The organism is Sorangium sp. So ce117 (assembly GCF_051524395.1).
Classification (GTDB): domain Bacteria; phylum Myxococcota_A; class Polyangia; order Polyangiales; family Polyangiaceae; genus Sorangium; species Sorangium cellulosum_B.
Genome location: NZ_CP150309.1, coordinates 270005 through 283215 on the forward strand (window position 1 = coordinate 270005; position 13211 = coordinate 283215).

Consider the following 13211-nt stretch of genomic DNA (forward strand, 5'->3'; position numbering starts at 1 on the left):
TTCAATCCGCCCCTCGCGCCTTCCACCCGGATCCTGGTGGGCGCGAGGCGAGACTATCACGAGCCTTCGCGCCGCAACCTGGTTCACGAGCCTTCGCGCCGCCGCGCCGCGCCGCCGCGCCGCAACCTGGTTCACGAGCCTTCGCGCCGCAACCTGGTTCACGCGGCCGTCCATGGCCTGGGCCGGTGCAGGCCGGCGGCGGCTCTGCCGCGCCCGCGCTGGCTGAGGACGCCGGGGAGGAAACGCGCAGCGGCCAGCGCGCTGGGAGGCGGCTACTGGGCAGCGTCGCTTTCTCGTGGCGAAGGCCAAGCGCCCTCGCACCTCTCGAAGTGCGTGGGCGATTTGCATACTGACGGCAACCTCTCATCGTCGCTGTAGGGGTCGAACGCCGTCGCGCGCACCCCGGCGCGCGGAGGTGGCATACCTCGGTTGCGCCGCACAGGCGCGTGGGCTCGGGCTTTGTGACGGCCAATCACACCGGGACAGGGGAATTCCGGTGAACCATCGAACCGAGAGCGGCGCTTCCACGCGGGGGGGCGGAGACGCAACCCATGATTCACGCGATGCAGGAAGACCCCCGGCCTTTGCGCGGCGAGGTTTCAGGTGGCTTTCATCCTGCCCCACTCAGAAGGTCTTCGCGACCCGTCGATGCCCTACGGCTTCGATGCCCTACGGCTGGGCGACATAGATGCGCAAGAGAAAACGTGAATTACAGTGTGAACGTTGGGCGGACCCGGACCCGACCCAGGTTGGCGGCCCGGCTCCTGTGGACCGACTAGGTGCAGCGGATCCGATACCGGTTGGCGGCGGTGGTGGCCCCGACCAGGTTGCAGCCGGACTAACCGCAACCCAGGTTGGGCTAGTAGTCGCAACGGCTCCCGCTCGGGTGGCGGACCGCCAGGCGGCCGCCACCCACGAAGCTTGGTCGAGCCGCGAAATGATTGATGAAAATCCCTGGCACGGCGCTTGTTTTATTGCGCCTGTCATGAGCCAGCCCCGCGAGATCGCTGCCGGAGCCACCTACCTCATCACCCGTCGCGTCCTGCGCCGGCACCTGCTCTTCCGCCCGGATGCGGCAATCACCGAGCTCCTGGTCTACGTCCTCGCGATGTCGACCCGCCGTTACGGCATCGAGGTCCATGCGCTCTGCGCCATGTCAACGCATCTGCACCTGGTCGTGACCGACTCGAGGGGCGTGCTGCCGCGGTTCTTGCAATTCTTCCATCGCATCGTCGCGCTCGGCACGAAGGTGCTCCGCGGGTGGGAAGGCCCGGTGTGGGACCACGAGGCCACGAGCGTGGTGCGGCTGCTGACGCGCGCAGCGGTGGTGGAGAAAATTGCTTATGTCATGGCGAATCCTGTCGCCGCTGGCCTGGTGCAGCATGCTCGCGAGTGGCCGGGCGCCAAGGTGGATGTGGACGATCTCGGTCGCGGCGTGCTGCGCGCGGCACGGCCTTCGGTGTATCTCGACCCCGAAAACCCCCAGTGGCCCGAGGAAGCGACGGTCTCGCTCGCGCTGCCGCCGGCCATCGAGCAGGACAGCGCGGAGGGCTTTCGCCAGGACGTCTCTGCCGAGCTCGAGCGACACGAAGCGCGGGCCCGCGCGGAGGTGCAGCGGCGAGGACTTCGCTTCTTGGGCGCCGAGAGAGCCTGCAAGGTGTCCCCTTACGAGCGCGTGACGAGCTTCGAGCCGCTGCGCGACGGCAATCCGACGTTCGCGGTGGGTCGTGAGCAGGGAGATGCGTGGCGAATCGCTGGTGCCGCTGTGCGCGCGTTTCGAGCGTCGTACCGTGCGGCACTGGAGCGATGGCGTGCCGGCGTACGCAGCGCTGTATTCCCCGCGGGGACGTGGTGGATGCGCACGTTTCACGGCGCCAGCGTGGCCGACGTCGTGCTCACGGTGTAGAGCCCTAGCGGCGCCGTGGCAGGCAGGGCGGGCGGGACGGGCGAGGTATCAGCGCCTTGTCGTGGGGCGCGTCCGTCGGGGACCTGCGGTGTGGACGGCCGAATCTCGTGCGGCGGTGTACCCGTGCCTTCGTACGTCTGCAGGCGGTGCCAAACGCGGAGGAAGCGGCGTCAGGACAGAGCGCTGTACGCGATGGGTGGCCGAGCCGAATGATTCCTCTCCAAAGATGGACCCATGGGATAGTCATTCGGGGGTGGGGTGCCGCCGCGCCACGGTTGCAACGCAACCTGGCCGCATCCCAAGGTAGGTCGGTCGTTTTCGGGCGCGGCGCCGGGCGCGGCGCAACCTGGGTAGGGTGTGTTGGGTAGGGTGGGTTATGCAGGTACGCGCACGAGGCGAATGATGATCGGACGAAGAGGTTTCATCTCCCGACGGTGGGCGGCCCCCTCGCTGCTCATCAGGGCGCCCCTCGCCGGTGGCTGCTCGGAGGACTACCACTTCATCCCCGTGCGCGTGAAGGCGCTCGAAGCCGCGGCGCAGGTCGTCGCTGGTGCCTGCCATACCTGCGCGATTCTCAGGAACGGTAATACCGCGTGCTGGGGCACAACGACGCGGACCAGCTTGGCGACGTTTCCATCAGCTCGCTGAGTACCTCCCCGAGGTAGGTCTCGCTCGCCGCGGACCCCGTGCGTCTCGCCGCTGGTCCGCGGCACACGTGCACGCTCTTCGACGAGGGGAGGGGCAGGTCTGGGGGATGAAGTGGGCGGCTTCCTCGGCATCGTGCCGGCGGGCTGCGCCGACATTTCCGGGGGCGCTGACGTCGTGGCTGGTGGGCGTTGCCCGGTGCCACCGCGCGATTTGCCGGGCCTAGAGGGCGTGGTTGAGCTCGCGGCCGGCTGGCTCGTGGAGCGGACGACCCGTCGCTCGAGTTCACGTGCGCCGTGCGCGGTGCCGACACCGTGGTCTGCTGGGCGACAACCGGAGCCACCAGCTCGGCTTCGATCCCGAGGCCACCGTGAGGAGCGAGCCCGCGCTCGTCCTCCTCGTCATCAACCCGGGTGGGTTCCCGCTGCGACGCGCCAGGCGACGTGTGGTGCTGGGGAGATGGTGCCGTCGGAGCTGCCCGCAAGGAGGGCGTGCGCGGCGCGACCGACGTTGCGGCGGGCGTTGGGCGTGCGCGGCGCGACCGACGTTGCGGCGGGGGCGGCACGACCGACGTTGCGGCGGGCGGGGGCGGGCGCCACAGCTGCGTTGTGCTCGGCACGGGACAGGTGGCGTGCTGGGGTTGGAACCTCAACGGCCAGAGCGGCGGCGGGCCCATCGTCGACAGCGCTGACGAGGTCGTCGGCGTCACCCTCGTCGAGGGCGTCGCCGGTGCGAAGGCCGTCATCGCCGGCGGGCGGCACGGCTGCGCGCTGCTCGACGACGGCCGCGTCGTGCGCTGGGGCTCCAACCAGAGCGGCCAGCTCGGCTCCGAGGAGACCAACCTGGTCTCCTCGCCGGTGCTAGCGGCGCTCGACGTGCGCGCGGTCGCCCTCGCTGTCAGGCGAGAGCACACCTGCGCGCTCGACGAGCAGGGCGGGGTGTTCTGCTGGGGCAGTGACGGCCAAGGTCAGCTACGTCTATCTGGCCGTCGCGCCGGTCTACCTCTTCGCCGGGATGCTGAGCGACAGGCTCCCCGAGGCCGGCGGCGCGCTCGGCGCGCGCGCCGCCCTCGGCCTCGGCCTGCCCGTGACGTGGCGCATGATCTTCGGGAGCCGGGACGGACGGCTGTCCGACGGCAAGGACGAGTGCCTGCTCGTCGACGCCATCGTCCCCAACCATGTCGAGGTCGCATACGAGAACGCGGCCGGCTCGTCTCACCGGCTGGGCGGGGCGGTGGGGTGCAGCTTCTGAAGCGCGCTGGCGCTTCCCGCGCCCTCACCCCTCGAGATAGGAGCCGAGCTCTCGCTGCCGCGAGCGCGTCCGGAGCTTCTCGAGCAGCTTCGCCTCGATCTGACGGATGCGCTCCCGCGTCAGCGAGAACGACTGCCCGATCTCCTCGAGCGTCTCGTCCTCGTTGCCGTCGAGGCCGAAGCGGCGCCGCAGGAGCTCGCGCTCACGCGGCTGCAGCGAGTCGAGCAGCTCCCGCGTCTGCTCGATCAGCCGGCGCCGGGCCAGCATGTCCGCGGGCGTGGGCTCGTCGTTGGCCAGCAGATCGCCGTACCGGGTATCCCCCTCCTCGCCGACGGGGGCGTCGAGGCTGAGCGGCTCGAGCGCGAGCTCGCTGATCACCCGCACCTTCTCCACGGTGAGGCCGCTGCGCTCCGCGATCTCCTCGACGGAAGGCTCGCGCCCCCGCTCCTGCACCAGATCTCGCCGGGCGCGCACCACCTGGCTCCGGATCGCGGTGAGGTGGACCGGCATCCGAACGGGCTTTCCCTGGTTGAGGATCGTCCTCTTGATCGCCTGCTTGATCCACCACGCGGCGTAGGTGCCGAAGCGGTGGCCGCGGCGGTACTCGAACTTGTCGGCGGCGCGGATCAGGCCGAGGTTCCCCTCTTGCACGAGGTCGAGCAGCGGGACACCGAAGCGCTGGTGCTCCCGCGCGATGGCGACCGCGAGCCGGAGGTTCGCCTGGACGAGCTCGGACTTCGCCTGCGCGACGGCGCGGCGCCCCCGGGCGATCGCCGCGATCGTGGCCTCGATCGAGGCGCGCTCCGCCTTGTCCGCCTTGTCCGCCTCGGCCGCTGCTGCGCGAAGGCTCCGCTCGATGCGCTCCTCGAAGGTCGGATCGAGGCGCAGCTCGGCGAGGCCCGCGGCGAGGCCCGCGAGGGCGGTCTCGACGCCGTCCTCGGTGATCTGCCGGCCGAGGAGCGAGCGGGCGAGATCGAGCAGCGCATCGAGCCGCTTTGCGGAGGCGTCCGCCTCGGGGTCACCCGCGTCGGCCTCGCACAGCAGATCCCGGAGGCTCAGCGCCCCGACCTGGACGTCCTCCGCCGTCGAGGCGAGCTCGCGCAGCGCGACGGGCGATCGGACCCACGCCTCGAAGCAGGCGAGCGCGCCCGCCTCGATACGACGGCCGATCGCGACCTCGCCCTCGCGCGTCAGCGGCTGGCTGCCGGCGAGCGCCCTGAAGTAGAGCTCGGTCGCGCCGAGCGTGGCTTGCGCGCCGGCGGCCTTCGCGCGCCGAGCTGGCGCGCGCTCGCCCGCGCGTCCGCCCGCGGAAGCGATGGAAACGGGATGACTCGATTCGGACTCGCTCGTCGAGAGCGAGGGACGGAACCTCATTCAATGCGCTCCAGTGTTGCCGCTGCGTCGTACCCGACCGCGAAGGGTGTGAGGGGGCACGATCATCAATGCGCCTCGATATCCTAACCGCTGAGGACGTAAATAGGAAAACGAATCGACCGCCGACATGGCGCATTTCCACGGCGTTTTTCGGTGTTGTTGCCCCGCTCGGCGCGGCGCGTTCTCGTTGTCCTGGGATGGCGGCGCGCGCGTGTGCGTTGCCGGACGAGTGTACGTCGCCGGGCGAGCGGACGCGTCCCGATCGAACGCGCTGCGGGGCGGAGAAGCGGGCGTTGGAGGGCGCGACGTGAGGGCGCTGGCGGAGGGCCTCGAGAGGGGGCGCTCTCGAACCGACACGGGCGGCCTCGGAGGGGGCACGGCGAGGTCGCGAGTTGCCGGGACCGTCCGGCGGAGGAGCGGGGCCGGCCGAGACCGGAGCGGGCGGCCTCGGAGGGGGCGGAGCGAGGTCGCCATCTGTCTGGTGGAGCGGCCGCGACGGGGCGCATCGATCCGAGACGGCAGCGGACGGCAACGTAGGTCGGAAGAAGCGACCCTTGCGCGCGGTGGCGCTGCTGCTGAGCCGCGCTTCGGGGCGATGCGCTTCGCTTCGGGCACGACGCGGAGCGTCCCGCGCGCCGCTGGCCCTGCGCCGTCCGGGCAGCGGTTGCTATGCTCCACGCCCGCGCTGCCCTCCGGAGCGCGCAGTAGCCATTCCACCGAGGAGCGACGCGCATGATCCAGATCTTCGGCACGGCCAAGTGCAAGGCGACGCGGGCGGCGCAGCGGTTCTTCGCCGACCGGGGCATCAAGGTGCAGCTCGTCGATCTGCGCGAGAAGGGCCTCTCCAAGGGGGAGCTCGCGAGCGTAGCGCGCGCGGTGGGCGGCGTGCGCGCGCTTTACGACGCGGAGAGCGCGCGGGTGAGGGAGCGTGGCCTCCAGCACCTCGGCCCGAGCGATGCGCGGCTCGCGGAGCTCCTCGTCGACGATCCGCTCCTGCTCCGCACGCCCATCGTGCGCGACGGGACGCGCGCCTGCGTGGGCGCGGCCGAGGCGACCTGGAAGGCCTTCGCCGACGCCGCGAAGGGCGGGTAGCGGAAGGGCGGGCGAGGGGATCGGGGGAGGCGGGGCCCGTGCGCGGGCCGAGGCGGCCTCGAAGGGAGCGCGGTCATACCGCGACTCCCGCCGCCGCCTCGTCGCTGGTGTAAGCGCAACGTCTGTGCCAACGCCGAGGCGGCAGTCAGCGCTCGGGGCGCCTCTCCTCTACGTGGTGCCGTCGACGCTCCACGCGATGCTTCTTCGCCGGCTTCGGCTTCGCCGGAGTCACCGGCCTGACCGAGGCCCCCGCCTTCACCGTCGCCCCCGCCCTCACCGAGGTTGCCGGCCTGACCGAGGTTGCCGGCCTGACCGAGGCCCCCGCCCGGACCGAGGCCCCCGCCCGGACCGTCGCTGCCGGCCTGACCGTGGTTGTGCGGTGCACGTGGTGATGGTGATGGTGATGGTGGCCGTGTCGCTCGAAGCCGACGCGGTAGCGGACCAGGGCGCGCGGCTCGTCCCGGTAGTAGACCCAGCCGTGGTGCGACGGGTAGTACCAGCGGCCGTCCACATAGTAGACGTAGGTCCCGCGGTAGTACACGCGCGGGTAGGTCTCGACGTGGACCGGCGCCGCTGCGATGTGAACGACCGGCTCCTCGTACACCGCGAACTCCTGGTACGTGACGGTCGCATGCGCCGGCGCAGCGGCCCTGGTGTGGACTTCTGCCGCGCACCCGGTCGCGCCGAGGAGCGCGAGCGCAACGAGCGCGGCCAGCACGGCGAGCCTGCTGCTGCGCTGCCGAGTGCGCGCCGCAGCTCTGGGGGAGGAAACATCGAGGACTGGCACGTTCATCTCCATGGGGGTTCACAGGAGCAACTGCGGTGCCACCCGGCGAAGGCGGAGCGCCGCCGCGTGGCACCGCAGGGCGCCGCTCGCTGGTATAGCGCTTGCTGCCGTGCCGCGCATCGGCGCGACAGCGCCAGACTTGGATAAAGGAAGACGATCCCCATGAAACTTTCGAAGGTGCTCACCGGTCTCGCTGGCTGCGTCCTCGCCACTGCCTCGCTCACGGGGTGCATCGTCGTCGATCATGACGATGACCACGATCACCTCACGCGCGGCTCGCTCACCGTCGCCCTGACCATCGACGGCAGCGACGACCCGTGGGCGTGCTTCGATCACGACGTGAGCGGGGTCGCGGTCAGCGTCGAGGACGAGGATGGCTTCCTCGTCCTCGACGCGGTGGGGGACTGCGATGATCTCGGCCTCACCATCGACGGCCTCTCCGAGGGGTACTATGACGTCGATGTCTGGCTCGTGGATTTCGACGGAGACGCGATGAGCGACATCGTGCGCGTCGAGAGCGTCGACGTGCTCGACGGCGCCGACACGCTGGTGGAGGTCGACTTCCCGTGGACGTGGATCGACTCATGACGCGCGCGGCTCGCCTGAGCGACGGCGCGCAGGCGCCTACTCGCCCGCGATCGCGGTCACGAGATCATGGACGCCGTTCCTAGATCGGGTAGGCGGGGTCGCGCTCGGGGAGCTCGGCGCTCGCGAAGGCCGCGAGCAGGCGCCGCCGCCCTGCCGGACATGAAGCCCTGTTACTGGGACTTCTGCGATTCCCCTTGCCGCTGCGCGTAGGCCTGGGGGCCTTGCTGCTGGCCGGGTTGCTGTCGGCCGAACTGGTCGCCTTGCTGTTGGCCGAGCTGGGCGCCTTGCCGCTGGCCGGGCTGCATCTGGCTGACCTGGCCGCGTTGCTGCTGGCCGAGCTGGGCGCCCTGCCGCTGGCCGGGCTGCATCTGGCTGGCCTGTCCGCGTTGCTGCTGTCCGCGTTGCTGCTGGCCGAGCTGGGCGCCCTGCCGCTGGCCGGGCTGCATCTGGCTGGCCTGTCCGCGTTGCTGCTGGCTGGCCTGGCCGCGTTGCTGCTGGCCGACCTGGATGCCCTGCGGCTGTCCGACCTGGATGCCCTGCTGCTGGCCGGTTTGCGCCCAGCCGAACTGGCCGCGTTGCTGCTGGCCTGGCTGCGTGCCTTCCTGCTGGCCGCGTTGCTGCTGGCCGCCTGCCTGCTGCTCGTGGAGCAGCAAGCAGAACAGCTGCTCGGCCTCGGTCAGGTGCTGCTCGACGTCCGCTCGCATCGCCTTCACGCTGGTTCGTATCCTGGCGTTCTCCGCGTTCGCGACGCCCGGCACGTCGAGGAGCTCGAGGGCGCGGCGATGGAAGGAGATCTGAGCCCAGATGAAGGCCGTGTCGAACTCGGCGCCTTCCTCCTCTTCCAGCGCTCCGCTCACCTCGGTCGAGCTCTCGTCGAGCTCCCGGCAGCGCGAGCACGACTCCATCTTGATGCTTGAACCCCTCGAGCCCGCGCCGAGCTGCTCGGACTGGGAGTGCTCCTCGACGATCTGCTCGGCGTAGCGCTTCACATCCGGGGACTCGGCCTTGTCCAAGGCGATCTGCGACAGATCCACCTCCTTCTGGTGGATGAACGAGATCAGCATCGTGAGCTCCGCGTCCGACGGCTGCTGCGTCGCGCTGCGCTCTCCGCGGCCTCCCTGCCTGTCGCCCTGACTGCCGATCTGTCCGCGGCCCCCTTGCCTGCCGCCTTGATGGCCGGCCTGCTCGCCGCACATCTGCCTGTCGCCCGCGCGCTGTCCGCCGCCCTGTCGGCCGCCTTGATGACCGGGCTGCTCGCGGCCTCCCTGCCTGCCGCCGGCCTGCGCTCCACCGCCCCTCCCGGCGCCTCGCGCGCCGTCTCGGCCCGTCTGTCCGTGGCTCCTGCCGTCGGGGCCCGTGCCGGTCCGCTCTTGCCCATCCCTTCCATCGCGATTCGCCTCGGCGTCATCGTCGCTGCCGATGCAGCCGCCGGCCCCCGCGAGGACAAAGCTCCCAGCGAACATGATCGCCATGAGGCGACCTGAACGATTGCCCATCATTGCTTGCTCCTTGGCCGACACCGGCGCGCTGTCGCGCTCACCTGCCGGTTATCGGCCCCGAACATCTGGGTTCGGGAAGCGAGGATGGTGAGCGAGGTGGAGCCCTAAGCCAGCATCGTCATTTCCCCGAGCGCCCCTGCGCCCCCTGCGCGATCGCGTCGAGAGTCGCAGTCCCGCTCGGCGTTGACCCAGACCCAGCCGGCGCGCAGCGGCCGGCCCGACGATCGACCGTGATCCCAAGGACCCGCTCGGGCACTCGCCCGCGAGGGCGCGCCGGCGCCGTCCGCCCGCGCCTGCGCGCCGCGCGCTGAGGAACCCGCTCGGCCGGGTCGCGCCGCCTTCCGCCGCGCCATCGATGCGCGTAAGCTCCGGCGACGTCCGACCGAGCGCCGCCTCGGCCCTCTGCCGAGGCGCCGGTCGCCGTCATCCTATGAGAACCTCCGCGCACAACGGCCCGTCTCCCGGGCCCGCAGCCCGCGTCGATACGACGGACATCGAGGCCCTGAAGCGTGAGCTCGAGCGGCTCCGCGCCGTGGGGTCCCGGGATCGCGGGTGGCTCGACGCCGTGCTCGAGCACAGTCCGCACGGGGTCATCCTCTGCGACGCCTCCGGGAAGCTCGTCCTGCACAACCGGGCGGCGGAGCGCATCTGGGCCGGCAGCGCCTCGACCGAATCGATCAACGACTGGACGCTGTATCGCGCCTTCCACGAGGACGGCCGCCCGTACGAGGCGAAGGACTGGGCCATGGCCCGCGCGATGTCCGAACGGCAGGTCATCGAGAGCGAGGAGACCCGGATTCAGCGCTTCGACGGGACGTATGGCATGGTCCTCGGGAGCGCCGCGCCCATCATCGGGCCTGGCGGCGAGCTCGAGGGCGGCATCTCGGTGTTCGCCGACATCTCGCGCCTCAAGCAGGTCGAGGCCGAGCGCGGCGAGCTCGCCGCGCAGCTTACGAGGCGGGTCGAGGAGCTCGATCGCCGCGCCCGGCTCACCCAGGCGCTGCTCGCGGTCAGCACCGCGCTGAGCGGCGCCGTGACGGTCGAGCAGGTCTCCGCCGCCGTCGTGAGCGACATCCACCGGGTGCTCGGCGCCTCGACGACGATGATGTACACGGCGGACGAGGCGGCCGGCGTCGCGGCGCTCGTCGGCCACTCGGGGCTCGAGGAGCAGCGTACGAGCCCCTACGCGAGGGTGCCCCTCGACGCCCGACTGCCGCTCTCGGACGCGCTCCGGGAGCGCCGCCCCATCTGGGTGGACACGAGGCAAAGCCTGCACGCCGCGTACCCCGAGCTCGCGGCCCTGCGGCCTGTCCGCGACGACGTGAAGGCGCTCGCCGTCCTGCCGATCGTCGCCCACGCGGCGCTGCTCGGCGGCCTCGCGTTCTCGTTCGCGAACGATCGGGCGTGGAGCCCAGAAGAGCGCGAGTTCCTGCTCAGCGTGGCGGCGCAGTGCGCGTCGGCGCTGGACAGGGCGCGCCTCCTCGAGCGGGAGCGCGAGGCCCGGGCGCGCGCGGAGATGCTCGCGGCGGAGCTCGAGCGGCAGCAGGCGACGCTCCGCCTCCTGAGCGAGGCGGGCGCCGCGCTCTCCGGCTCGCTCGACGTCGCGTCGCGGCTCACGCACCTGACCCACCTGGCGGTCCCCACCCTGGCCGACTGGTGCGCTGTCGACATGCTGAACGGCGATTCCATCGAGCGCGTGGCCGTCCACCACGGCGATCCCGCGAAGATCGAGCTCGCCGAGCGCCTCCGGGCGATGGCCCCGCCCCGGCCCGACGCCCCGGCGGGCGTGCCCGCGGTGATCCGCGCCGGTCGCTCCGAGTGGATGGCCGACATCCCGGACGCCGCCATCGAGTCTGCCGCGCTGAGCCCCGAGCACCTGCGCCTGATCCGGTCGCTCGGGCTGAGATCGTATGTCGTCGTCCCGCTCCGGGGGCGCGACCGGACCATCGGCGCGCTGACGCTGGTCCACGCGGAGTCGGGCCGCCGCTTCAGCGAGGCCGACGTCGCGCTCGCCGAGGAGCTCGCCAACCGCGTCGCCCTGCTGATCGACAACGCGAGGCGGTTCCAGGAGGCGCAATCGCTCATCCGCGCTCTGGAGCGGACCAACGCCGAGCTCGACCAGTTCGCGTACGTGACGAGCCACGATCTGAAGGCGCCCCTCCGGGGCATCGCGAGCCTCGCCCAGTGGATCGAGGAGGACCTCTCGGACAAGCTCACCGCGGACACGCGCCATCAGATGGAGCTCCTGCGCGGGCGCGTGCGGCGCATGGAGGCCTTGATCGAGGGGATCCTGGCCTACTCCCGCGCCACGAGGTTCCGCCAGAAGCCGGAGAGCGTCGACCTCGACAGGCTGGCGCGGGAGGTCGTCGAGCTCATCGCCCCGAGGCCGCCCGCGCGGGTGACGCTCGACGTGCCGCCGACGACCCTGCGGACGTACAGGGTGCCCTTGCAACAGGTGCTCATGAACCTCATCACGAACGGCCTCAAGCACGCGGGCCGCGAGGACGCGGCGGTCTCCGTGTCCGCCCGGGAGCAGGGCGACAGGGTCGAGGTCTCCGTGTCCGACAACGGGCCTGGGATCGCGCCTGCGTTCCAGGAGAAGGTGTGGGTGATGTTCCAGACGCTGCAGGCGAGGGACAAGGTGGAGAGCACGGGGATCGGCCTCGCCATCGTGCGAAAGATCGTGGAGAGCCGCGGCGGGCGGGCGTGGGTCGAGTCGGACGGCAAGAGCGGCGCGACGTTCCGGTTCACGTGGCCCAGGAGGGAAGAGGCGGAGGGCGCCGGGTAGTCGTCGCGCCCGCCGAGCTGCCCGGGAGCGCGCTGCCAGCGACGGAGTCGGGGGACGAGGTGCTCAGTTCGAGGGCTTCGGCATCTGGAACACCACGCCTTCCTCTTCGTCTTCCACGTTGTTGACGTTCCAGTAGATGGACCCGCAGTCGACGGCGATCTCGAAGAAGTACGGCTGCCCGGTCGTGAGGGTGATCATGTCCCCCATGCCGAGGTGCGCCCTCCGCACCTCGCCTTTCCCCTCGCTGTTCATGTAAACGGTCCAGTAGACGAACTCGTCGTCCACCGCGAGCGACTTGGCGACGGCCTGAGCGTCGACCGTGGTGGTGAAGGGCGGGGCGCTCGGCGCCGCGCTCGTCGCCTTGGACTGGACCGCGCCGTTGGTGTCGGTCACCCAGTGCACGACGCCGTTGGCGAGGACGAGCGTGGTCGGGTTGCCGTTCGTCTCCGCGAAGACCTCGGCGGTCTCGCCGAGCGGATCCCTCGTCTTGCGCAGGATCTGGCGCGACCAGTAGTTGGACCAGTAGACGTGCGTCGCGTCGACGGCGACGCCGATCGGATGGTCGTCGGGGGCGACCAGCTCGGCGACGGCCTGGCTGCCGTCGGCCTTGGCCCGCCAGACGGCTGCGGGCGTCTGCGTCGCCCAGTAGACGCTGTCGCCGAAGGAGGCGATCCGGCCGAAGGACGTGACCGCCGGATCGCCGTTCTCCTGCAGGGGGACCTGCGCGATCTGGATCGGGCTGGAGCTCGGCGGCTCGATGGAGATCCCCAGCACGTCTCCGTTGCTCCAGTTGGTCCACGAGAGCTGCCCGCCCGAGTAGGTGACCCAGGCGGTATCCCCGAACCCGAGGGTGCCCGGGAGCGTGCGCGCGGCCCCGCCGTCCTTCGGGATGGCGACGATGGCCTGGTTGTTGGCCATGAGCACGAGATCCCGGGTGACCACCATGCCTTTCACGTTGGACCCGAGCTCCCCTTGCATCTGCGTCACCGGGCACTCCCCCACGGCGCAGTTCGACGGGGGGCACGAGGGCGTGCCCCCGGCGCTGCCGCCAGCGCCATCGCCACCGTCGCCGCCGGTTCCATCGCCGCCGTCACCGCCGTCGCCGCCCGACGTCGTCTGGGCAGAGCCTCCGTCACCAGGTCCGCTGCTCGTCGTCGTCGAGGAAGCGGCGGAAGGCCCCTCCGTGCCAGGCTCGATGCCGAAAATGAGATTGCAACCGGTGCCCGTCGCCGCGAGCGCGAGCAGGGCGCAGGGCAAAGCGATCTTGCTGTGCATGATGGA

Annotated in this window: 10 protein-coding genes and 1 pseudogene; 7 read left to right on the forward strand and 4 right to left on the reverse strand. The window is 71.0% G+C overall.

Features of this window, described 5'->3' with window-relative positions; genetic code table 11:
- The first annotated feature begins 985 nt into the window (after window positions 1-985).
- The 3 genes and pseudogenes from WMF46_RS01100 (at window position 986) to WMF46_RS01110 (ending at window position 3802) form a co-directional block, all read left to right on the forward strand.
- Window positions 986-1906, forward strand: coding sequence for a transposase (locus WMF46_RS01100; protein WP_437988031.1), 921 nt, complete (start codon window positions 986-988; stop codon window positions 1904-1906).
- Between the two features lie 1136 nt (window positions 1907-3042).
- Window positions 3043-3492, forward strand: a pseudogene (locus tag WMF46_RS01105) (hypothetical protein); the annotation flags it as partial.
- Window positions 3493-3505: 13 nt separating this feature from the next.
- Window positions 3506-3802 (forward strand): hypothetical protein, encoded by a 297-nt coding sequence (locus WMF46_RS01110; RefSeq protein ID WP_437983892.1) that lies wholly within the window; start codon window positions 3506-3508, stop codon window positions 3800-3802.
- 24 nt (window positions 3803-3826) lie between these two features.
- On the opposite strand, the gene WMF46_RS01115 is transcribed toward WMF46_RS01110, so the two are convergent.
- Window positions 3827-5176 (reverse strand): sigma-70 family RNA polymerase sigma factor, encoded by a 1350-nt coding sequence (locus WMF46_RS01115; protein ID WP_437983893.1) that lies wholly within the window; start codon window positions 5174-5176, stop codon window positions 3827-3829.
- 732 nt (window positions 5177-5908) lie between these two features.
- Between WMF46_RS01115 and WMF46_RS01120 the strand changes: the two genes are divergently transcribed.
- Window positions 5909-6268: an arsenate reductase family protein gene (locus WMF46_RS01120; protein ID WP_437906543.1), complete on the forward strand. Its 360-nt coding sequence runs from the start codon at window positions 5909-5911 to the stop codon at window positions 6266-6268.
- Between the two features lie 145 nt (window positions 6269-6413).
- Here the strand turns inward: WMF46_RS01120 and WMF46_RS01125 are convergent, their stop codons facing one another.
- The gene (locus WMF46_RS01125) at window positions 6414-6986 is read right to left on the reverse strand and encodes a hypothetical protein (protein WP_437983894.1); all 573 of its coding nucleotides are present in this window, start codon (window positions 6984-6986) and stop codon (window positions 6414-6416) included.
- A gap of 231 nt (window positions 6987-7217) precedes the next feature.
- Here WMF46_RS01125 and WMF46_RS01130 point away from each other — a divergent pair, with 231 nt between their 5' ends.
- Window positions 7218-7643, forward strand: coding sequence for a hypothetical protein (locus WMF46_RS01130; RefSeq protein WP_437983895.1), 426 nt, complete (start codon window positions 7218-7220; stop codon window positions 7641-7643).
- Window positions 7644-7813: 170 nt separating this feature from the next.
- Here the strand turns inward: WMF46_RS01130 and WMF46_RS01135 are convergent, their stop codons facing one another.
- A complete protein-coding gene (locus tag WMF46_RS01135) occupies window positions 7814-8839 on the reverse strand; it encodes a DUF4142 domain-containing protein (RefSeq protein ID WP_437983896.1) in 1026 nt (341 codons plus the stop codon).
- Here WMF46_RS01135 and WMF46_RS01140 point away from each other — a divergent pair.
- Window positions 8816-9127, forward strand: coding sequence for a hypothetical protein (locus WMF46_RS01140; protein ID WP_437983897.1), 312 nt, complete (start codon window positions 8816-8818; stop codon window positions 9125-9127). The genes WMF46_RS01135 and WMF46_RS01140 overlap by 24 nt on opposite strands.
- 445 nt (window positions 9128-9572) lie before the next feature.
- Window positions 9573-11930, forward strand: a complete 2358-nt coding sequence (locus WMF46_RS01145) for a GAF domain-containing protein (protein ID WP_437983898.1) — start codon at window positions 9573-9575, stop codon at window positions 11928-11930.
- A 63-nt stretch (window positions 11931-11993) separates the two neighbouring features.
- Here the strand turns inward: WMF46_RS01145 and WMF46_RS01150 are convergent, their stop codons facing one another.
- Window positions 11994-13205 (reverse strand): ABC transporter permease, encoded by a 1212-nt coding sequence (locus WMF46_RS01150; RefSeq protein WP_437983899.1) that lies wholly within the window; start codon window positions 13203-13205, stop codon window positions 11994-11996.
- Window positions 13206-13211 lie beyond the last annotated feature (6 nt).

What these genes read in the sequence shown, in the direction of transcription:
- WMF46_RS01150 (WP_437983899.1), bottom strand. Translation starts at nt 13,205, where the DNA reads ATGCACAGCAAGATCGCTTTGCCCTGCGCCCTGCTCGCGCTCGCGGCG.
- WMF46_RS01115 (WP_437983893.1), bottom strand. Translation starts at nt 5,176, where the DNA reads ATGAGGTTCCGTCCCTCGCTCTCGACGAGCGAGTCCGAATCGAGTCAT.
- WMF46_RS01135 (WP_437983896.1), bottom strand. Translation starts at nt 8,839, where the DNA reads ATGTGCGGCGAGCAGGCCGGCCATCAAGGCGGCAGGCAAGGGGGCCGC.
- WMF46_RS01145 (WP_437983898.1), top strand. Translation starts at nt 9,573, where the DNA reads ATGAGAACCTCCGCGCACAACGGCCCGTCTCCCGGGCCCGCAGCCCGC.
- WMF46_RS01140 (WP_437983897.1), top strand. Translation starts at nt 8,816, where the DNA reads ATGGCCGGCCTGCTCGCCGCACATCTGCCTGTCGCCCGCGCGCTGTCC.
- WMF46_RS01100 (WP_437988031.1), top strand. Translation starts at nt 986, where the DNA reads ATGAGCCAGCCCCGCGAGATCGCTGCCGGAGCCACCTACCTCATCACC.
- WMF46_RS01120 (WP_437906543.1), top strand. Translation starts at nt 5,909, where the DNA reads ATGATCCAGATCTTCGGCACGGCCAAGTGCAAGGCGACGCGGGCGGCG.
- WMF46_RS01130 (WP_437983895.1), top strand. Translation starts at nt 7,218, where the DNA reads ATGAAACTTTCGAAGGTGCTCACCGGTCTCGCTGGCTGCGTCCTCGCC.